Origin of the sequence: Leptospira yanagawae serovar Saopaulo str. Sao Paulo = ATCC 700523 (genome assembly GCF_000332475.2) — a bacterium.
GTDB lineage: Bacteria > Spirochaetota > Leptospiria > Leptospirales > Leptospiraceae > Leptospira_A > Leptospira_A yanagawae.
This window is the reverse complement of the sequence record NZ_AOGX02000024.1, coordinates 182,814-203,736: the sequence shown is the minus strand read 5'-3', so window position 1 is coordinate 203,736 and position 20,923 is coordinate 182,814. Positions and strand designations below refer to the sequence as shown.

The 20,923-nt window shown below is 39.8% G+C and carries 21 protein-coding genes; 5 read left to right on the top strand and 16 right to left on the bottom strand.

The genetic code is table 11. From position 1 onward, the window contains the following. Positions 1-19: 19 nt before the first annotated feature. Together LEP1GSC202_RS12580 and LEP1GSC202_RS12575 are read right to left on the bottom strand one after the other, a co-directional pair. Positions 20-1,501, bottom strand: a complete 1,482-nt coding sequence (locus LEP1GSC202_RS12580; RefSeq protein WP_015678269.1) for a hypothetical protein — start codon at positions 1,499-1,501, stop codon at positions 20-22. Further along, positions 1,498-1,878 carry a YopX family protein gene (locus LEP1GSC202_RS12575; protein ID WP_015678372.1) on the bottom strand — a complete coding sequence of 127 codons (381 nt, stop codon included), beginning with the start codon at positions 1,876-1,878 and terminating at the stop codon, positions 1,498-1,500. The genes LEP1GSC202_RS12580 and LEP1GSC202_RS12575 overlap by 4 nt, the downstream gene beginning before the upstream one ends. Positions 1,879-1,973: 95 nt before the next feature. Between LEP1GSC202_RS12575 and LEP1GSC202_RS12570 the strand changes: the two genes are divergently transcribed. Next, entirely contained in the window at positions 1,974-2,747 is a 774-nt protein-coding gene (locus tag LEP1GSC202_RS12570; protein WP_015678026.1) for a ParA family protein, read from the top strand. 58 nt (positions 2,748-2,805) lie between these two features. Here the strand turns inward: LEP1GSC202_RS12570 and LEP1GSC202_RS12565 are convergent, their stop codons facing one another. Beyond that, positions 2,806-4,161: a cyclic nucleotide-binding domain-containing protein gene (locus LEP1GSC202_RS12565; protein ID WP_015678294.1), complete on the bottom strand. Its 1,356-nt coding sequence runs from the start codon at positions 4,159-4,161 to the stop codon at positions 2,806-2,808. 79 nt (positions 4,162-4,240) lie between these two features. On the opposite strand from LEP1GSC202_RS12565, the gene LEP1GSC202_RS12560 reads away from it, so the two are divergent. Next, positions 4,241-4,561 (top strand): YbaB/EbfC family nucleoid-associated protein, encoded by a 321-nt coding sequence (locus LEP1GSC202_RS12560; RefSeq protein ID WP_039928984.1) that lies wholly within the window; start codon positions 4,241-4,243, stop codon positions 4,559-4,561. 106 nt (positions 4,562-4,667) lie between these two features. Here the strand turns inward: LEP1GSC202_RS12560 and LEP1GSC202_RS12555 are convergent, their stop codons facing one another. Together LEP1GSC202_RS12555 and LEP1GSC202_RS12550 are read right to left on the bottom strand one after the other, a co-directional pair. Further along, positions 4,668-5,399 (bottom strand): OmpA family protein, encoded by a 732-nt coding sequence (locus LEP1GSC202_RS12555; RefSeq protein WP_039929040.1) that lies wholly within the window; start codon positions 5,397-5,399, stop codon positions 4,668-4,670. A 97-nt stretch (positions 5,400-5,496) separates the two neighbouring features. After that, complete coding sequence (locus LEP1GSC202_RS12550) at positions 5,497-6,345, bottom strand: flagellin N-terminal helical domain-containing protein (RefSeq protein WP_039929039.1); 849 nt, start codon at positions 6,343-6,345, stop codon at positions 5,497-5,499. A 203-nt stretch (positions 6,346-6,548) separates the two neighbouring features. On the opposite strand from LEP1GSC202_RS12550, the gene LEP1GSC202_RS12545 reads away from it, so the two are divergent. After that, positions 6,549-7,121, top strand: a complete 573-nt coding sequence (locus LEP1GSC202_RS12545; protein WP_015678031.1) for a cob(I)yrinic acid a,c-diamide adenosyltransferase — start codon at positions 6,549-6,551, stop codon at positions 7,119-7,121. Continuing rightward, entirely contained in the window at positions 7,094-8,461 is a 1,368-nt protein-coding gene (locus LEP1GSC202_RS12540; protein WP_015677987.1) for a peptide MFS transporter, read from the top strand. Before LEP1GSC202_RS12545 ends, LEP1GSC202_RS12540 begins: the two co-directional genes overlap by 28 nt. Positions 8,462-8,655: 194 nt before the next feature. Here LEP1GSC202_RS12540 and ptsP read toward each other — a convergent pair whose 3' ends face one another. From ptsP to LEP1GSC202_RS12505, 6 genes are all read right to left on the bottom strand, one after another. Next, positions 8,656-10,383 (bottom strand): phosphoenolpyruvate--protein phosphotransferase, encoded by a 1,728-nt coding sequence (gene ptsP / locus LEP1GSC202_RS12535; protein ID WP_015678325.1) that lies wholly within the window; start codon positions 10,381-10,383, stop codon positions 8,656-8,658. Positions 10,384-10,445: 62 nt separating this feature from the next. Further along, a complete protein-coding gene (gene lpxC / locus LEP1GSC202_RS12530; protein WP_015678194.1) occupies positions 10,446-11,354 on the bottom strand; it encodes a UDP-3-O-acyl-N-acetylglucosamine deacetylase in 909 nt (302 codons plus the stop codon). Between the two features lie 177 nt (positions 11,355-11,531). After that, entirely contained in the window at positions 11,532-12,305 is a 774-nt protein-coding gene (mce, locus tag LEP1GSC202_RS12520) for a mammalian cell entry protein Mce (protein WP_015678136.1), read from the bottom strand. A gap of 32 nt (positions 12,306-12,337) precedes the next feature. Next, positions 12,338-13,126, bottom strand: coding sequence for an ABC transporter ATP-binding protein (locus tag LEP1GSC202_RS12515; RefSeq protein ID WP_015678051.1), 789 nt, complete (start codon positions 13,124-13,126; stop codon positions 12,338-12,340). 8 nt (positions 13,127-13,134) lie between these two features. Further along, positions 13,135-13,911, bottom strand: a complete 777-nt coding sequence (locus tag LEP1GSC202_RS12510; protein ID WP_015678308.1) for an MlaE family ABC transporter permease — start codon at positions 13,909-13,911, stop codon at positions 13,135-13,137. Then, a complete protein-coding gene (locus tag LEP1GSC202_RS12505; RefSeq protein WP_015678205.1) occupies positions 13,908-15,317 on the bottom strand; it encodes a hypothetical protein in 1,410 nt (469 codons plus the stop codon). Before LEP1GSC202_RS12505 ends, LEP1GSC202_RS12510 begins: the two co-directional genes overlap by 4 nt. 47 nt (positions 15,318-15,364) lie before the next feature. On the opposite strand from LEP1GSC202_RS12505, the gene LEP1GSC202_RS12500 reads away from it, so the two are divergent. Further along, positions 15,365-16,414, top strand: coding sequence for a D-alanine--D-alanine ligase (locus LEP1GSC202_RS12500; protein ID WP_015678168.1), 1,050 nt, complete (start codon positions 15,365-15,367; stop codon positions 16,412-16,414). On the opposite strand, the gene LEP1GSC202_RS12495 is transcribed toward LEP1GSC202_RS12500, so the two are convergent. The 5 genes from LEP1GSC202_RS12495 to LEP1GSC202_RS12475 are packed head-to-tail and all read right to left on the bottom strand — an operon-like array spanning position 16,383 to position 20,893. Continuing rightward, positions 16,383-17,786 carry a high affinity choline transporter 1 gene (locus LEP1GSC202_RS12495; RefSeq protein ID WP_015678267.1) on the bottom strand — a complete coding sequence of 468 codons (1,404 nt, stop codon included), beginning with the start codon at positions 17,784-17,786 and terminating at the stop codon, positions 16,383-16,385. The two genes, LEP1GSC202_RS12500 and LEP1GSC202_RS12495, sit on opposite strands and share 32 nt — an antisense overlap. A gap of 3 nt (positions 17,787-17,789) precedes the next feature. Continuing rightward, positions 17,790-18,065: an exodeoxyribonuclease VII small subunit gene (locus LEP1GSC202_RS12490; RefSeq protein ID WP_015678213.1), complete on the bottom strand. Its 276-nt coding sequence runs from the start codon at positions 18,063-18,065 to the stop codon at positions 17,790-17,792. Positions 18,066-18,074: 9 nt separating this feature from the next. After that, entirely contained in the window at positions 18,075-19,352 is a 1,278-nt protein-coding gene (xseA, locus tag LEP1GSC202_RS12485) for an exodeoxyribonuclease VII large subunit (protein WP_015678301.1), read from the bottom strand. After that, on the bottom strand, positions 19,353-20,462 hold the full coding sequence (locus LEP1GSC202_RS12480; protein ID WP_015678022.1) for an AI-2E family transporter: 1,110 nt from the start codon (positions 20,460-20,462) through the stop codon (positions 19,353-19,355). It abuts the gene before it with no gap. Positions 20,463-20,464: 2 nt separating this feature from the next. Next, on the bottom strand, positions 20,465-20,893 hold the full coding sequence (locus LEP1GSC202_RS12475; RefSeq protein WP_015678132.1) for a hypothetical protein: 429 nt from the start codon (positions 20,891-20,893) through the stop codon (positions 20,465-20,467). Positions 20,894-20,923: the final 30 nt, after the last annotated feature.

Sequence of the window (20,923 nt, the reverse complement as noted above, 5' to 3'; positions counted from 1 at the left end):
CTCCGTAGGAGCTAAACTCTCATGGCTTTTGTACTTTATTCAAGTAATATTTTCGTTTATAGGATATCCCTGATTGAGTCTCTAAAAAACTGGAAAAGATCGGATCTGATTCCATTTTCTGGAACAAATCTAAATCGATGAAAAGGGCTTGGTCTGCCCAAAGTTTACCTTCGTTGTCTCGTTTGGTTGCGTAAGAAGCGCGTGCCAATTTATAATACACAATGGGCAAAAATACCTTTTCACCACCTAAGATTTGAGCTCGTTTGAGATTGGTATAGGAATCTTCATAATTTCCCAAACTGAGTTCACAAGACCCACGGTAATAAAATAAAAAGAATCGTGGGTAGGGCATTAACCTTCGGGCATTGAGTTTTTCCATGCTCGCTAAACAGGCTTTAGGTTCTTTTACCATTAGGTAAGCATAAGCCAAGTTTAAGGAAATTTCGGGGCTAATTTCTCCATGAACCTTTCGGTAAATTTCAGCCGTTTTTTTATAACTTTCTTTTGCTGACTGGTAATCGTTTAGTACATATAAGTAATAATAAGATTTGTACAATAATACATCCAAAGAATCAGATTCGCAGACCCTATAGGAAAAAAATTCATCTAAGGTTTTGGTGAATGAGGAAAATTCCTTTTCATTGTATTCAATGTTTGCAATTTTTTTGAGTAAGGAACAGGTCCTTAGAGTTCCATTGGGAACTTCTTTTTTGTATTCAACAAGTGACTTTCGATAGGATTTGAGGGCCTCTTTCCATCTTTCCTTCGTTTCTAAAAGGATTGCTTCTCTTTCTTCTTTTTCTCCCACTCCTTCACAATACGTTTCTTTGTTGTTTTCGTAATAACAAATTCTTTCTTTAAATCCATTTTCGTTGGCATCATATTCGATTCGGGTGAGTTTGCAGTTTTGAAAGTACCACCATTCATCGATCCCTCCAAAATCATTTTTGTCCTTTGTGATTTCTTTTGGGCAACCTGAGCTTGCATAATAGGTAAAACTGTCTTTTTTACCGTTTTTTGTTTCATCTTCTTCGGTGAGGTAAAGGAAACCATTTTGGTTGTAATGGTCATAACGATAGGGAAAAAATTCATCTTCGTTTAAGAAAAAATGGATTTTGAGTAAAGCACTTCCCGTTTTCCATCCCGAGTAACAAGTGAAACTCGTTTTGCCACTCAAAAAATTCTGAGATAAATCACCATATAAATCGGTTAGGTGAGAGCGAATGTCGTCTTTTAGTCGAGGGTATGGAAAATTTGTATGGTACTTCGCTAAATACTTTTGGCAAAACCAAAAAACTTCATGATTGAGTGATTCTTTATAAATTGTCGCTGGTGCATTCGAATCAAAACCAAATCGAAATCGTTTTGGACTTAAATCATCTAATTCATATTTGTCTTTTGATTTTTGAATGGCTTCCCAGTATTCTTCTAGGATAGGACTTGCATCTAGAGGAATTGAACTGAGGAAAATAAAAAAACAAATGAATCGAAAAAAAATCAAGACTTACTTTTTAAATACAAATCATAAAGGATGGGATTTTCATAAGGATTTCCCACTTTGCGGATGGAAAACAATTGTAAAAGTGGAGGTCCATTTTCTAAGTAAAATGCCCCATGTTCATTATTGTATCGTATAATGCCTGTATGTTGCGTGAGGTTTCCCTCTTTGGCAACAGTATGTTCGATGATATCTTCTTCGTACAACTCTTTGTCGTATTTGTCTTTAAGACCCGTGAAACTATTCACAACAAAATTGTCTTCATTAGAGACAGGTTGCCCAAACTTTAACAGTTTGCCATCTAAGGTTAAACTAAAACCTTTTTGTGAAAATTCTTTTTCTTGTTTGTCCCAAACTCGGAAACGAATCGTGAATGCCATAACTGGAACCAATTTAAGTTGGTGAGAGTCCTTTCCAAGGAAAATTCAAAAAAAAATCAGTGGTCAATGATAGAAATGGGGAAATTCTTTGCCCCATGAAGGTGATTTCGGTTTCAAACATAAAAGGTGGGAGTGGAAAGTCGACAACCGCCGCCCATTTGGCCTGTGCATTGGCGAGACGAGGGAAAACACTTGTGGTAGATATGGACATGCAGGGTGATCTCACTGATTTTTCGATGCCTGACATAGACCTCAATGTTTTGGAAGAAGCCAATGTGATGAGTGTTTTACTCGGAATGAAAAAAATCACAGATTGTATTCGGAAAACAAAACAATTTGATGTGTTACCATCCACCTTAAGCCTTGCAAAACTCACAAAGTACAATCCTGATTCCACTAGTTTATGCCTTCAGTTCAAACGAGCCTTAGAAGAAATCCGTAAGGACTACCAATTTGTGGTGATTGACACTCCCGGGTCCGCGAAACACGAATTGACAACAGCCATTTACAATTCCGAACTTATCCTAGTTCCCGTCACTCCAAGCAAATGGACCATTCGTGCTGTGAACCTCCTTTTGGATGAAATTGCACAAACAGAAACTGTTTTCAGCCAAAAGAAAAAAATTGCCTTTGTTCCTTCTTGGTTTGGTACTTCAAAAAAACACCGGGAGTTACTGGAAAGGTTAAAAGCCATTGAAGAGATTCCGACCCTCGGTGAAATTCCAAAATCAGAATCCATCAAAGTCAAAACGGAAAAACAAGAATCCTTAAAAAAAGATACCAATGCTTGGTATGCGTTTGATAGGCTTGCGGATGAAACCATTGCCATCGTAGACCCTGAACATTCGATCACAAACCTTCGTTTGTGATGGGGAAACAGGTCAGATTTGTATCCCCTCATCTATAACGTGGATTAGGTTACTTCCTTCATTCGGAGGATTTAAAACTGGATTGGTGGACCTTACGTTCTTTGGCAATTTCTTGTATGTGTTTGGCGAAACTAGGGTGGTGTTTTAAAATTTCTTGGAATGCGTCGCGGCTGAGCGTATACACATCACAATAGGATCCTGCTTTGATCGTCGCAGTGCGTAAGGAATCATCTATCAAACTCATCTCTCCAAAAAAGGAACCTGAGTTGAGAGTGGCGAGGAGTTCACCAGATTTTTCTTTGATCACTTCTACATGTCCTTTTGATAAAAAGTACATATTATGAGGAACATCACCTTCTCGAAAGATCACATCTCCTTTCATATAGTAAGCAGGTTTTAATTCTAACACAACTTCTCGTTTTAATTCTTCAGGTGCATGTTTAAAAAACGGAACCACTGAGATGAGATGGTTGTGTAAGAACATCGAAACATCGATTTTAATTCCAGAAGGGAGTTGGCTCCAGATTTCCGATTCATCAATCCCATGTTTGTTTTCCCATAAATTGATGTAATACGATCGGATTCGATTAGCCAAGTGCGGTGGAAGTTTTTTATATTTAATAAAGGAATTGATGGTATTTAATTTTTCTTGGAAGGTAACACGGGAAATATCCAGATTAGATAATAGAGTGGCAATATTACCAATCACATACCCATAAATACCCACACCTAAAATCATGACACCCATTGTGTAAATTGTTTGTTTGTTCGTAGTGGGTGTGATGTCTCCATAACCGATGGTGGTAAGTGTTGTGACAGACCAATATAAGGAACGGATATAACGTGTTGTCATATCTTTATCGATTAAAAATTCAGGGCTTAGGTGGATCCAACCACAGGCAACCCAATGGGCAAAAAGAGTGGTCCAATACACAAAAAATATTAATCGAAAGGTCATAGGATTGATCACTTCGACAAGTTTGAATCGATCTTCGGAATCTGCACCTAATGCAAGCATGCGAAGGGATTTAAATAGTTCAAATACCCGAACCGATCTTAATAATCGTAAAATTTTTAAGCTATCTGTCACTCCAAAGTATTGGAAAAAAAAGTTACCAAACAAATCAAAAGGAAATGCAGATAAAAAATCGATGAGAAACCAGGATTTCAAATAGGTTTTGGCCACTATTTTTCGATTTTGGATGAGGAGTCTGTCTTTAATGATCGCCGTGAAAAAATTAAGCACCAAATCAATTCCAAATACAATTTGGATGAACCTCTCCCAGACGGTAACACCTGCTGATAATTTGTGTTGGAATACCAAACGAAGGGGTACTTCAATTGCAAAGTAGGTGATACATCCAAAAACGAAAAGGTCCCAGATTCGTTTGAATGCTGAATTGGGATGGAGCATGTACTTAGTATCGACAACGAAAGTTTTATATTTGCGTTCTTTCTTGGAAAAAAAATCCTGAAATGTAGAAGAGGTGATTATGTTCGGTGGAGCTGGTGGAAATAAGTTTGATATGCTCAAACAGATGAAAAAGATGCGCTCGCAAATGAAAACCATGGAAAAGGAACTTGCTGGCTTAAATTTTGTAGGAATTTCAAAAAATAAACTTCTTTCCGTTACTTTGGATGGAAAATTCCAAATGAAATCGATCCAAATTGAAGATGAACTCCTAGAAAAAAAGGATAAAAACTTACTCGAACGTTCGATCCAGGAAGCTTATACGAAAGCATTACAGGATGCACAAGCTGGTGCCGCAAAGCAAATGCAAGCCATGGGTGGATTCCCTGGCCTTGGAATGTAAAACAAAACTGATTTTAAGATTCCAATCTGGTTTCAAAAGAAAAAGCCTACAATGAAATTGTAGGCTTTTTTGTTGGGAATGGTTCCCTAAAAAGTTTTGGAAAGGTTTAACTTGCTGGAATGATTTCCACTTCCACACGTCTGTTGGATCCATCTTTTGGATCTACATTTTTGAGTGGTGTCGAAGAACCAAGACCTTGGACTGTTCCAATACGTTTCCCTTCAACACCATTTTCGATGATGGCATCTTTTGCAGTAACGGCTCTGTCTTGGGAGAGTCGGATGTTTAGGTCTTCTGCTCCTGTTCTGTTGGCGTGACCAGAAATATTGATTTTTGTTTCTGGGTAAGCTGCAAGTGCTTCAGCTAACTTATCAATGTTTTCTTTTCCTTTCCCTTTAAGGTCCGCTTTGCCATCTTCGAAGGCAATCCCTCCGTCCATGGAAGCAGTGAGAGCAACCGTGTCTCCTCCACGTTCTACTTTTTCAAGTTTGATCCCTTGTTTTTTCATCTCTTCTGCCATGTTATCATACATGGTGTTGAGATAAAAACCAGTTCCAAGTCCTGCAAGGCATCCTGCTCCTAAACCGATAATTTTACCTTTGTTTTGTGGCTTCTTTTTTTCTAATGCCAAAGATTCTTTGATTTGTCTTTGGAAATTATTCTTTTTGTCTTTTGTATCTTTTTTTCTTTGTGACTCATCGTAAACAGCACCTAACGCTAAACCAACCCCACATCCAATGGATGTACTTAGGATGAGTCGTTTTGTGTTGTCTGATAGTCCACAAGAAATTGTGGTAAGTAAAGATAGGGATAAAATTCCTGAGATGATTTGTTTCAAAGTGATTGTCCTCGCTAACATTTGAAATGAAGGTTTCGGACAAAGTTTAAAGAAATCCTCCTTGTTTGCAAGGAGGATTTCCATCTCTTAAAATTCCCTAGTATCTGTCCGTGAGGAGTTTTACTACGGATTCTGGTCTGAGATTTGCTTGGGCAAGCATGGCCACACCCGATTTGGTTAGGATTTGGTTTTTTGAATATTCCACCATTTCCGTTGCCATATCTGCGTCCCTTACTTGTGATTCAGAAGAAACCATGTTCACATAGTTATTGCTAAGTGATTTTAAGGTTAAATCCAATCGGTTGTAGTAGGCGCCTAAGTCAGACCTGAGCCGGTTGACCTTTGAGATGGCATCATCCAAGACCTGAAGTGAGTCGGTAGCTTTGTTCGGAGTGGAAAGTGTTAATTTGTTTCCAGCTTGTTTCAGTTTCAAAGAAGAACTTGTCATCGTATTGATGTAGACTTCAATTTTTTCTGATCCGTTTGTACCCACTTGTAAGGTCATTGGATTTTTGGAAGCTCGTGAGAAGCGACCATCCAGTGGTTTGACTTTGTTAAACTCGGCAGATGTTCCGATCCTTTCGACTTCCTCGACAAGTTGAGATACTTCCAATTGGACAAGTTTTCTGTCCTCATTCGAATAAATCCCGTTTGCAGATTGGACGGAAAGTTCACGTAACCTCTGTAAAATGGAGTTTACTTGGTCCAAAGATCCTTCCGTCACTTGCAAAAACGACATACCATCCTGAGTATTTCGTTCTGCTTGGCCTAAAGCTCGGATTTGGGATCTAAGTTTTTCGGATACGGAGAACCCCAAGGAATCATCCCCTGGTCTGTTGATTCGCATACCCGTTGCTAGGTGTTCCATGGATTTGTCCATGTCACGACTGGTGTTTGTGAGCGCCCGTTTTGCAACGAGTGCACTGATGTTGTGATTGATAATCATTGTCACACCCTCCTGTGTGTCCATGACCCGCTTGTTTCCCTACAGGCGGAGAAAGGAGAAACTCATGTTTCCAGAAATCCATTCCTTCGAGGAGAGAAGGGGTTGCCTGCCCTTGGTTCTCCCGTGAATTTTTCCTTTCCAGATGATTCTATACCAAAAAACTAAGGACTGTAAAGGAAATTTACGGCAAAGGACTTAAGATTTTGAAAATCTACACCAAATTTGGCGACGGCGGACAAACCTATTTAGCATCAGGGAAAAAAGTGGCAAAAACCGACAGAAGGGTGGATCTGTATGGTACTTGTGATGAATTGAATAGCACCATCGGACTTGCTCTTTCGTTAGGAAAAAAACATTCCATTGAAAAGCCGTTTTTACTCTATCTGCAAAGCATCCAAAGTTTCCTTTTTGAAATTGGTTCGGAACTTGCTGGTTACGTTCCAAAAGATGCCAAAGACGGTACGGTTGTGAATGCCGCTGATGTGGAATCCATTGAAAGGGAAATCGATCGATTGATGGAGTTTCTTCCCGAAATCAAGTTTTTCATTTTGCCAGGGGGAACGGAAATGGCGAGTGCCTTACATATCTCTCGCACTGTTTGCCGGAGGTTAGAACGAGATCTTTTGGTTTATGTAGAAAATGGAGGTGAGATTCACAAAGACCTACGCATTTACCTGAATCGGTTGTCTGACTATTTATTCACAGCGGCACGGTTTGTGAATTTTTCCGTAGGACAAGAGGAGACCATTTGGCAGAGTCGCACCAAATCAAATTAAAAGACCACCCAAAAGGCATTTCCGCTTTGTTTCTCACTGAGATGTGGGAGAGGCTTAGTTTTTACGGAATGCGTGCCATCCTCGTTTTGTACTTGGTGAGTTCCTTGGGAATGACAGACAAGGACGCGGGGATCATTTATGGATATTATACAAGTTTTGTCTACCTAACGCCTGTCATAGGGGGTTATCTCACCGATCGGTTTCTCAGTTATCGGTCTGCGATTTATTTAGGAAGTGTGCTTATGTTATTTGGCCACTTTTCTCTTGCGATACCTCGATACGAATTTTTTTATTTAGGACTCTTTCTCATTGCCGTTGGGAATGGATTTTTTAAGCCCACGATTTCAACAATCTTTGGCAGGTTGTATTTAGAAAAGCCAAACCTTCGTGACAGTGGGTTTACCATTTTTTATATGGGCATCAATTTAGGTGGGTTACTTGGTCCCATCATCGCGGGGAGTTTAGGCGAAAAGGTTGATTGGCATCTGGGATTTTTATCGGCAGGTGTTGGCATGGCGATTGGCATCCTTGTATTTTATTTCGGAAGTCAGTCCCTTCCCAATTTTGTTTGGAAAAAAGAATCAAAAGACAAAAAAAAACAAACCAGTGATGTTTCGGTTTCCCTTCCTTCCAATGGTTCGAATCAATCGACTCCCACATACGGGAATGCGAATCTTAACCAAGAGATGTTTGCAAAAGTCGGTTTGATTGGACTTTTATCATTTTTTAGCATTTTTTTCTGGATGGCTTTCGAACAAATGGGATCTTCTTTGAACTTATTTGCCCTTCGCCATACAGACCGTTCGCTATTTGGATTCGAAGTTCCAGCCTCTCTTTTACAGTCTTTAAATCCTTTAATGATCCTCGTGTTTGGGCCGATGGTTTCCGGAATTTGGTTGAAACTTGCCGAAACAAAAAACAATCCAAATCCGATTTTGAAATTTGTAATCGGTTTGGTTTTACTTGGGATTGGATTTTTGGTAATGGTATTTGCTGCTAGGGAAGCGGAAACGGGAATGTCAGTATCCATACTGTTTTTGGTGTCTGTGTATTTTTGGAACACTCTCAGTGAGTTATGTTTATCTCCCGTTGGACTTTCTTTTGTAAGTCGAATGGCACCTGTTAGGTTTGCATCGCTACTGATGGGAGTTTGGTTTTTATCGGCAGCGATTGGTCATTATGTAGCAGGAATCCTCTCTGGTTACCAAAGGGAATGGGGAAGTATGGTGCATTTTTATGCTTTATTTGTTCTTGTGTCTTGGTCTGCTGCATTCCTCCTGTATTTAATTTATTTATGGAAACAAAATCACATAAAACGCCTATTAAATGAAACATCTTGAAGGCTTATGAATGTACAAGGAACGTTACAAGCAGAATTGATTCATTTGGGAAATGTTTCATTTTAAAACAGAGTAGATGGTGAGGAAATCTTCGCTAAGTGGATTTCAATTCCATTGGAAACTAATTGATTTTGGCAATGGTTACAGAGTGTACGTTTTTTCCTAAAAAAATAAAAAATGAAATATCAAGGATACTAACCTTTTGTTTCTAACACAAGTTTTTCGATTTCCTCAAACTTTTCTTCTCCAGCCAAACTGATCACTTGTTCGGCGAGTAATTTTGCTTTCCAAGTGGAAATTTCTGTCACTTTTTCCGCAACGTCTTTCATGAGAGGTAGGGCAGAACTCAGATCTCGAATCCCAAGACCGATGAGAACCGCGGTAAACATTGGATCACTTCCGATTTCACCACAAATACTGATTGGTTTTTTTTGGGAGTTTGCAACTTCTACAATGTTTTTTAGTAATAACAAAAACACAACTTGCCAAGGATTGTAAAGGTCGCCCACCAAATGGTTGTTTCGTTCCACTGCGAGTAAGTATTGTAATAAGTCATTGGTTCCAATGCTATAAAAATCCACATGGTTTCCGAGGAAGGGTAAATTCAAAGCACAGGCAGGAGTTTCCACCATAATTCCCAGAGGAATTTTTTTGGTGATGACTAACCCTTGCGTTTTTAACTCTTCTAAACATTCCTGAATGAGGACTTTGGTTTGTAGGATTTCTGACCTTGTTGTGATCATGGGAAGCATGATCCTCATGGTTCCATATTCACTGGCACGGAGTAATGCCCTAAGTTGTTCCTTAAAAAAATGTGGGTGTCTGAGAAGGTAACGAATGCCACGGTTCCCAAGGAATGGATTTTCTTCTTCATATCCATTTTCCATTTTATCAGCACCGATGTCCCATACACGGAAGGTGACTGGTCGGCCCACCATTTTTAGTAAAATTCGTTTGTAAACAGCCAACTGTTCTTCTTCGGTTGGTTTGAATTCGACATAACGAATGAAAAGAATTTCTGTACGGACAAGACCAATTCCATCGGCTCCTTGCAAAAAGGCTGTGTCCACTTCCTCTTCGGAATCAATATTGGCACGTAAAGAAAAAGTTTTCCCATCTTTGGTTTTCAGTTCCTTTGGACCATCACTGATCTCTCGGAGGGGAACGGCTTTTTTGATCTCACTTTTGATGCCGGCGAGTTTGATTTCATCAATCCCTGGCGATCGGTTGAGAATTCCCTTTGTGGCATCGAGTAAGATGTAATCATCATCTTCTACGTGTGAGGTGATGTTTTTCAATCCAACAATGGTTGGGATCCCATAATTCCTTGCAATGATGGCTGTGTGTCCCGTTTTCCCACCAAAGTCCGTAGCGATTCCCCTTAGTTTTGATTTTCCCAATTGGATCATTTCGGAAGGGGTGATTTCTTTTGCGATTAAGATGACATCTTCTGGGATGATGGTGGGTTCCGTACCCTTTTCTGGGTACAAATTGGATTCGATCCGTTTGCCAATGTCGAGGATATGGTCGGCTCGTTCTCGGAAAAATTCATCGGGGATGGACTGGAATTCATCGTAAAGAGAACTCACAGCCGTTTCCAAAGCAAGTCCCGCCGATTCCTTGTTTTGCGCGATGCGTTCAAAGACTCTCGCACGAAAGAGAGGGTCATTTAGGAATACAATTTGGGATTCTAAAATTCCTGAGAGTTCTTCGTTTTGTTTCGATTTTTGGACCAGATCTGCCAAATCATCTTCTGTTTTTTGTAGGCCTTTTTTTAAAAGGTCCACTTCCTCTTTGATTTCCTCTGGGCTAAGGTCTGTACGATCCTCCCGTTTCCGTTTGGTTTGTTTCCAACGGAATACTTTACCGTACACTGTTCCTGGGTAAGCAGAAATGCCTTTAAATGTGGTTTTTTCTTCCATCCGAACCTATGCCAAAAATACTTTTGTTTTGGCCTGGTTTGGAAAGTAAAAAACGGTTTTGTTTACTTAGCGGCTTCTTTTTTGGAAAAAAGTGGGATCCGTTTGCTTTTGTATTGGGTGAGTTCATTTCCCGTAAACTGGCTCATGATGCATTTCGCAAGGGAAATGTCCAGGGCATGGCCAGCTTTGGAGGCAATGAGATGGCCTCGGAAGGGACGTCCCATCACAGCCAGGTCACCCACTAAGTCTAGGATCTTATGGCGGACACATTCATTGTCATACCGTAGGTGGTCGTTTAGATAGCCATCGTCCGTGAGAACCACCGCATTGTCGAGGGAACCTCCCATTGCAAGCCCACGGGCCTGCAGGGCTTCCACATCTTTTAAAAACCCAAAGGTTCTCGCAGGAAGGATGTCAGTGCCTAGGATGGATTCATCGAGTGTTGTGGTGTAAGATTGTCCCCGAAGGAGAGGGTGATTAAAATCAATGCTGTAAGTTACTTTTAGCTCATCGGAAGGGAGCATGACTAGGTATTTGTCACCGTCTACGACCCAAATTGGGTTGGTGATGGTGATGGGTTCAATGGTTTCGTTTAGAACTCGAATGCCTGCAGAACGAATCCCTTCCCAAAACGGAAGAGAGGATCCATCCATAATGGGGACCTCTACTGAATCAATTTCAAAGATACAATCGGTAATCCCTAAGGTATGCACTGCTGCCAACAAATGTTCGATCGTTTGGACCCGGTTGGAGCCCCCATCGCCGATGGTTGTCGCATTGCTTGTGTCGACCACATGGTCAAGAGAGACAGGAATTCGGATTTTTTGGATGCCTTTGTATAGATAGAAGATAAGACCAGTATTTGCCTCGGCTGGATGGAGGCGGAGAGTCACCACTTTCCCAGAATGTACGCCAATTCCCTTCAAAGTGATAGAATTTTGGATCGTTTTTCGATGGATCACCGTTTGCATAATCAATTCCTACTTACAAACTCGTAGGATTCGGCCCTCGGACAATTCCAAAACCGAAACCAGAAACCAAAAAAATGTCTCTTTTTTACAACAGTGTGGTGGAATTGTGACGGACCGAAAAATCGGGAATTTTCCGAAATTTCGCTACAAATTGGACCGTATTCTCCGTGTTAGCACCTAAAATGCACTTAACGCAGAGCGTATGAAACTGGTCACAGGTGCTTGTTCTCTGGTATCTTCCAGACCTTCTCGGAGCTCTTTTAAGACCACTTGTGCATCCCCGAGAGTGGTATTCACAGATTTATGAACATCACTTTCATTGATGAGTTTTCCAAGGGTTCCTTGGCCTTCATTGATTTTCCCTGTGATGTTTGCTATGTTTTGTACCGTTTTACGAATATCGGAGCGGTTCTCTGCAATGAGTTCAGACAAGGAGACGAGTGGGTCTTGGGTGACCTTCCCTTGGATGGGGAGGAGTTTTCCTGACCTTGGAGCAATTTCAATTTGGCTCATCGGGGTCTCGGTCATCAGGTATTCTTTTGTTTTGGGATCTACAGGGAATTTGGACCCAGGATCGAGTGCCACCACACGACCAGATAACAAACTTTCGTTTTTGATGGTGATTTCGTAATTCGAAAAAAGTTGTACTTTGCCTTTGAGGAGTAAGGTAAGTTCCACTTTCGTCCCAATTCCCGTTTCGCCATCCGGTAATAGATTTCCCATTTCATCAATTTGCACCAAACGGATTTTAGAAACATACCCAAACGGTACACCATGAATGGTGACCTTGTTTCCAATTTTAATCCCTTCAGCATCAGGAAAGTAAACGGGGAGTTGGTAACCAGACTTTTGGAATGGTCCACCTTCCGTAACAATGGTGAAATACCCAACCGCTACGAGAGAGAAAATGAATAATAAACCGACGATGAGAGCGCGACCTGCGGTAGGCATTCCCTAAAATCTCCTTTGAGTTGTGAACAAAGTCAATTGGATTTTCCTTTTTTTAATTCCGAGTGGTCTAGGATCATCGGGCCTACTGTATTTCCATGGATGAACTGTTGGATGACAGGATCCTTGGAAGATTGGATTTCGTCTGGAGTGCCACAAAACTGCACACGACCTTCATACAAAAAACTAATCCGATCAGCGATCCGGTAGGCAGAATTCATATCATGTGTGACCACGATAGAAGTTAGACCAAGTTCCTTTTGCAATCGGATCACAAGGTCATTGATGACATTGGACATAACAGGGTCAAGGCCTGAGGTTGGCTCATCGTACATGACGATTTTGGGCTGAGACGTGAGGGCACGGGCAAGGCCCACACGTTTTTTCATTCCCCCTGAGATATTACTGGGAAGTGTGTCTTTGGCTGGTACTAAGTCTAACCACTGTAATTTTTCCATTACGATGCGATCGAGTTCGGTCCCATGGGCAATTTTATGCTCCCTGAGTGGTAGGGCTACATTTTCATACACAGTGAGCCAATTGATCAGGGCCCCTGATTGGAACAGCACACCTAACTTCGATCGCAATTCTTCTCTTTTCCTTTCATTCGCATGGACAATGGATTCTCCAAAAATAAAACAATCTCCTTCGTCAGGGTCGAGAAGGCCAGTGATGTGTTTGAGACTCACCGATTTTCCGGTTCCTGAAGGTCCGAGGATGACCATAGTTTCCCCTTGTTTCACTTGTAAGTTCATGCCACGTAAGATCTTACGTTTGCCGAAGGCTTTGTGAACATTTTTCATTTCAATGGCAAATGGTTCCATATTGTCCTTTATTTGTAAAAGAGTGCAGTGAGCACATAACCAGAAAAAATGACCATAAGGAATGAGGTCACAACAGCCTTTCTTGTGGTTTGTCCCACACCGATGGCTCCACCTTCTGTTCTAAGTCCTTGGCTACACGATATGGTCGCAATCGATACTCCAAATACATACCCTTTGAGTAAACCAACGTAAAGATCCTTAAGCCCAGGGACAGAAGAGATGCGGTAATACACGTCTTGGAAATAACTGATCATATCAATTCCCAATTGGAAGTGGCCAACGATCCCGCCACCTAAGATTCCTAATGCCGCAGAATACACACAAAGAACAGGGACCATAATGGAAAAACCCACAATACGAGGCATCACAAGATACCTTACGGGGCTAATGGACATGACTTCTAACGCATCAATTTCTTCTGATACTTTCATGGTTCCAATTTCAGCGGCCATAGCGGACCCAACTGAGGCAGCAAGGATCAGAGAGGTCATAAATGGTGACATCTCTCTTGTGAGAGTGATGGTGAGTAACAACCCAATTTGTCCTTCCGCTCCAAAGTCTCTTAACCCGAGTCCTGTATTCAATCCTAAGATCATACCCGTAAATATAGAAACGATCGATACAACAAATAATGAACCAACACCAGCGATAAACATCTGTTCTAAGATTTCACGCCGTTTGAAATACAAATGGTGGGATTGACCAATCGCGCGAAACAGTAACAATACTGTATACCCAATGGCATAGAGCAATGGTTCAATGGTTTTTCGATACAATCGGATCATATTTTCCACCATAAGAATTTGTAATGGTTTATGTCCTCTCTAGTATCAATTCCGAGTAAACCATACGCAAACTCATAACGAAAACCTGATTTTGATTTAGAATATTCCATTAGAATTGGGATGTGGATATGAGTTTCATCCTCTGTCCATCTTTGTGTATAAAGTCTTGTGATTAGGTGCAATCGTTTTTCTCCATTAGATGACCTTTTGTATTCAATAAGAGAAAAGATTGGTTCCCAAACATCCTCCATCACTTCAAAGCGAACGGGAATGATGGCAAGTGTATTCCATCCAAAATTTCCTTCTGGGTCTTTATGGTAACGAAATAGTGGCCAAAGTTTCCAATAATAATCTTCTCGTCCGGTTTGGAGATACTCATTTTTCATATGAGAATAAAATGGCAAAATGAAATGGGATGTAGATTTTAAATGGGAAGTATTTTGCGATAAACGGATGTAAAACGGTGTGATGAACTCAGCTTCTTTATTGGCAAAATAGGAATACCCATACAAAGGAAAAAATACAAGTTTTTCCGTATCTTTTTTTGTAGAAGTTGTGTATTGAAATAAAATGAATAAGGCAGTGTAGTTGGTTTGCCCTGTTTTTTTGTCATAACCATAGGAAAATAGGGAATTGATCAAAGGGAACCAAAGGAAGGCTCTACTTTTCATATTCCCATCAAGGGAGTCTTTTTGGTTATAAAACGGAAAATAAATTTGGTAGGTCGTAGGTTCTTTTTTATCCAAACGTTCTTCTCCCCATTGGAAAAAAGGCCATAAGACCGAATAACGTTTGTACTTCCCTTCATGCTCTTTTTTGGAGTAAAAGGGAAACACCCTTATATCATCTCTTGTTTCCGATCCACCCCACATCACAAATGGCCAGAGAATGGACTTAGCTTTGTACGTTTTGTATTTCCATTCTGAATAAATCGGAAAGAGTACGTAATTTAGTTCTTGGTAGGAAAGTTTGTTTCGGATTTTGCCATAAATAGGAAAGATACTATAATAATTTTCTCGTTGTGATTCCCCTTTTCCCCACAAAAAGAGAGGCGTGAAAAGTATGTCTTCGTCTTCATCCCCTTCCTCGTGTTTGAATCCAGTGCCACTGAAAAAAAATAAGGAAGACCAAGTGTACCAATAATTGGTTTCTTCTTTGTAATAAATGGGTGAGAGATAACTCCGAAATTGAAAGGCGTATGTCCGATCGGAAAAACTCATATAAAATGGACGAAAGGCAAAAAAGTTTTGTCGCCCACGTGATTCTCTTTCATACAAAAACCAAAATTGAGAATATTTGGATTTGGTATCTTCCGTAAATGAATTAGGAATTTTTGCCTGTAATGAGGAACAGAGAAAGAGGAAAGAAAAAACAATTCCGAATTGAATTTTAAAGCGGGAATCCACGTAATTTCAATATCGTTCACTTTCACGAAAAGGAATCAAGTGATTTCATGCCCAAAACCAAAATAGCATTGCTTTTCGGAGGAGTCTCCGGAGAACATATCATCTCTGTTCGTTCCTCATCTTTTATTTTTGCGACGATCGACAGGGAAAAATACGATGTTTGTCCCATCTATATCGATCCCAACGGGAAATTTTGGATCCCCAAAAACCAAGTTCCGATTTTTCCTGATCCATCGGGAAAAAATGAAATCGAATTTTCACAGGAATTTAATACTTCGAATGGCATTACCTCACCAAGTTTTCCTGGGGAAATTGGGAATTTAGGTATTTCTGCCGCCTTTCTCGGATTACACGGTGGCTCAGGAGAAGATGGAAGGATCCAAGGATTTTTAGACATTTTAGGGATCCCACATACGGGATCTGGTGTTCTTGCTTCAGCACTTGCAATGGATAAGTACAGAGCCAATCTTTTGTTCCAAACCATTGGGATTCCAGTAGCACCTTTTTTTGAATTGGAAAGAGGTAAACATGATCCAAGAAAAACTTTACTCAACTTACCTTTCACATTTCCCGTTTTCATAAAACCTACATTAGGTGGCTCAAGCGTGAACACCGGAATGGCAAAAACTCCGGAAGAAGCAATGACATTAGTGGATAAAATCTTTGTTTCCGAAGACAGAGTCCTTGTACAAAAATTGGTAACAGGAACAGAAGTATCAATTGGAGTATTAGAAAAACCAGAAGGGAAAAAACGAAATCCATTTGCCCTTGTTCCAACAGAAATCCGTCCGAAATCGGAATTTTTTGATTTTGAAGCCAAGTATACAAAAGGTGGCAGTGAAGAAATCACTCCCGCACCAGTTGGAGATGAAATCACAAAGACCTTACAAAAATATAGTTTGTCTTGCCATCAGATCCTTGGTTGTAAAGGGTATTCTCGGACTGATTTTATCATTTCCGATGGAATTCCTTATGTATTGGAAACGAATACCTTACCAGGAATGACAGGCACAAGCCTCATCCCACAACAAGCAAAGGCACTGGGCATTGATATGAAAGACGTATTTACGTGGTTACTTGAGATCTCTCTTTCTTAGGAAAAAAATGCATTCCAATCAGGATTGCAATCAAACTTGCGATGGTTCCATAGAAGTGGCTTGTCATATCATCACCATACACTTCTAAAACAAGCCATGTCCCAATACCCACTAACAACGAAAATAAGGCAGACCTTTCATCGGCACGTTTCGTCATAAGTCCAAACACCATTGGGATAAACAAAGTCACAAGGGAAATTCCACCAGAATCTTCAACAAGAGCATAAATAGAAGGTTTGCCCACGGCAAGTATAAACGATATACCTGCAATGATGAGAACAGAGACTCTTGAAAGGAGTAATAATTTTTTATCATTCATATCCTTAAATGCGTATTTTAGTATATTCTCAGATAATATGGAGGAGGGCGCAAGGATGGCTCCTGAAGCCGTAGATAATATAGCGGATATCAATGCAGAAAAAAATAAAACTTGGATCCACGGACTCGAAAATTTAGAGATCATGGTTGGGATTAACAGTTGGCCAGTTTCAGAATCCAAATCGAAATTGGGGATTAAACTTTTGGCATGGAGACCCAAAAACAAAGGGATCATCGCAAATAACAAATACAAAATGGAAGAGATGTATGATGCTCTTCTGATGGCAACTTTTTCGGACTTGGCAGACATCACCCTTTGGAAGATATCTTGTTGTGGCAAAGAACCAAATCCAACAACCATCCATGCTGAAAGGTAAAGAGTCCAAGCATGGTAATTGGATTCTGGAAAAAAGGAAAAAAATCCGTCTGGTTTTTCCGCAATGGATTCCCAAATGGGTTTTATCCCATTTAGTTCAATGATGACTACAACAAGGCCAACGATGATGGATATGGATTGGAAAAAATCAGTGAGAGAAACTGACCACATCCCACCTAAATATGTATAAAAAACCACGAGGCAAGCACCAATCACAATGGCGGTAAATTGGTTGATTCCAAATAGAATTTGTACCATAATTCCTAGGGCCACAAACTGGGCTGCTACCCATCCGAAGTAGGAAAAGATCAGGCAAATCCCTGCGATAAACTCCATTTTTTTACCGTATCGATTTTTGTAAAAATCACCGAAGGTGAGGATTTGCATTCGGTACAAGTATTTTGCGAAAACAAGACCTAATAAAAAAAGACAAAGTGCACCACCAAACGGATCTTGGATGACAGCTAAAAATCCACCTTTTGCAAATTCTACTGAAGAACCTAAAATGGTTTCGCTACCAAACCAAGTGGCAAATAATGCAGCAGTGGAAATGGGGAGGGGTAAACTTCTACCAGCTAAAATGAAGTCTTTAGAATTTTTAACTTTTTTAGCCGCATAAATTCCAATGGCAATCGTGATGAGTAAATAACCGAGTATGAAGACGGCTTGGAAATTCATTCTTTAAAATAAATCTTCTTCCAATGGTTTCGAAGTTGTTTCTTCCTTCTTTTTTTTCACCGTAGATTTCACAACTTCTCCACTTGGTGCCTTCGTTAAAAATTCAATTTTTGCTTCTGCATCCACAAGTCGTTCTGAACAGATCTTTTTTAATTCCATTCCCCTTTCATAGGCTTTGATGGAATCTTCTAGAGATAAGGTGCCACGTTCTAATTTTTCAGCAATGTCTTCTAATTCGCGAATTGCCTCTTCAAAACTAATCGATTTTTTTTCTACCATAGTATATTCCTAACCTTTTTCTTTCACTTCAACTTGGAGTTTTCCATCGAATAAAAATACTTCCAAAGTTTCTTTTTCCTTAATTTGATTTACTGAAGAAATTACTTGTTTGTTTGCATTTCGTAAAACGGAAAACCCGCGTTTTAATGTCCCAAGCGGCGAAAAATGATGTAATCTTTGTTCTGCGAGTTTGAATTTGTTTTGGATTCTTTCTAAATAAGATTTCCAATTGGTTGACAAAGTATCAATTTTTTGAAATTCACTTTGTTTTTTGACAAGGTAGTTTTTTCCAAGTAAAGAGATTTTTGTCATCAATTCATCAAAATGGTTTTGCCTTGGTTCTAAAATTGATTTTGGGTTTTGAAAGACAATGCGTGTTGTAACGCCTGTCCATTTTTCCTTTCCAATGCGGATCACACCAGTCAGGGCAGAGCGAAGCCGATCCTCCATTTCATCTAAACGGATTAGGGTATCGGATACATTCGGAATCGCTAATTTTGCGGCGGCAGTGGGAGTGGGTGTTGTCGCATCCGCTGCTAAATCAGTGAGCACTCTATCAATTTCATGACCTACAGCTGAAATAATGGGAATTCTAGATTGGTAGTAAGCCATCACCACCGATTCTTGGTTAAACGCCATTAGGTCTTCAAACGACCCACCACCACGCCCAGCAATGATCACGTCAACTTCCCATTTAGGGTCATTGATTTCTCTTATGGCTTCGATGATAGAATTTTCTGCTCCATCTCCTTGGACGAGACAAGGAGAAACTAAAATTTGGATCGAAGGATTAAGGTCTGTAGCAATTCGGATGATATCTTCCACTGCGGCCCCTTTTGGGGAGGTAACAATGCCTAACCGTTTCGGAAATTTAGGTAACGGTCGTTTGTGGTTTGGGTCAAAAATTCCTTTTTCTGCTAACTGTTTTTTTAATTTTTCTATTTTTAGTAGAATGTCACCTTCACCAAGTTCTTCGATCTTTTGGACGGTTAAACTATAATAACCACCTGGTTCATAAACAGAAACGGAACCATAAACAAGGATTTCCATTCCATTTCGTAATGGTGTTCCTCTGTAATTCTTCGCCTGAAAGGAAAAAAAAGCACATTTGATAACACTTGCGGTATCCTTTAAGGAAAAGTACATATGACCAGAGCTATTGGTTTGGCTAAAATTGGAAATTTCACCTCGAACCCAAAAATTTTTAAATTCGGGGGAATCTTGGAGTTTCGCTTTGATACGGCGATTGACTTCGCTTACTGTAAGGGAAGAGTCAACTGTTTCCATTTACGTCGTTTGGAATCGAGTTTCCCTAAAAATTTTCCAAAAGTCCCAGAGGATGATGACAAGCGTTAATGCCATTGGCCCAATGATGATCCCTGCAACACCAAACTCTTGTAATCCGCCAATGAGCGAAAGAAAAATTAAAAAAGGATGGGTTTTGAGTTTTTTATCTAAGATTTTTGGTTTCACAAAATTTTCTAAAATTAGGTAACTGGCTCCACCTGCGATCATAAATAAAATACTACCTGTCCAATTTTCTTGTACAAGGCCAATGTACAATCCAATCGGAAGCCAAACAACAGAAGTGCCAACCACAGGAATGAGTGAAAAAATAGTCGCGATACTTGAAAGTAAAAACTTATTGGAGACAGATGTAAAAAGTAATAGTACGTAAATAAGAGCTCCTTGGAGTAGTGAAATAAATAAATTCCCCATCATCACGGTGCGAATCGCTTCTTCTATCCTACGCCCAAGTCGTTCTTCAATTTCAGTAGGGAATGGTAAAAGCAAAAATAATGCATGTTCCATTCTACTCCCTTCCTTATAGAGGAAAAAAAGTAAGATAAATGTAAAAAATCCATTGAAGATAATGGCACCTGGTACTTCAAAACTTCCAATTAAAAATCCTGAAGAATTTTTTAACAAACTGTAAATGGAATCTAAATTGAGGATGTCCATGTGTTGGCCCACATACTCGCGGTAGAGGATTGGAAGTTTGATCCAAAAAAATTCATTTTCCGTAAAAAAGTCAGTTAACATTGGACTATTGAGTAAAAGGGAAACAATAGATTCTTCTGTGAGTTGGTTTCTCACATAACTGACTAAGTTTAATGATTCACGAATTAATGTAGAGACAATGAGATAGGAAGGTATAAATACACATGCCAACATTAAAATGACCATGATGTAAGGGGAAAGGCCGTGGAACTTCACACCCAAAAAATTTTTTAAACGTTTGTGGAGTTTGCGTGTGGTTAAATAAAATAATAAAGATAAAAAACTTGCCCATAAAAATGGTTTGAATACAAAAAACAAAGTAAAACATGTTGCAAGGAATATTCCTGCTAACAAAATATATACGATCGTTTCGTTTTTATTTTTAATCCAATTCATGTTTAATATGTACTGTGTTTTTTGAAATAAAACCGCATTTGGTTTGTTTTACCGTGACTCGTCAATGAAATCGAAAGTGATTTTTTGATATAACCTTCTAAAAGATAAAATACTTCTAAATCCTTTGTGTTTTTTTCGATGAGTTTCCAGTCACCTTGGCTTGCTCGTAATTCAATTCTCTTTTGGATATCCGCAAACGACTCTTCCGTTTCCAATAGTAAAAATGCTTCTTTGGTGTGGATGTGGCTGGTTTTAAATTCGCTTGATTGGATGAATTTTGAGGTTTCGGGGAAAAATGACTGTGGAAATGCAGGTGGCGCATTGGCTGGAAACTGGATGACAGTGATAGGGTCAAACCGGTAGGTTTCCGGGATTTGACTGGGTTGGCATTGCCAAAAAAGAAGGAACAGTAAAATCGAAAATCGAAGCATTAGGGAAAGCAAATGTCCTACTGGGGATTC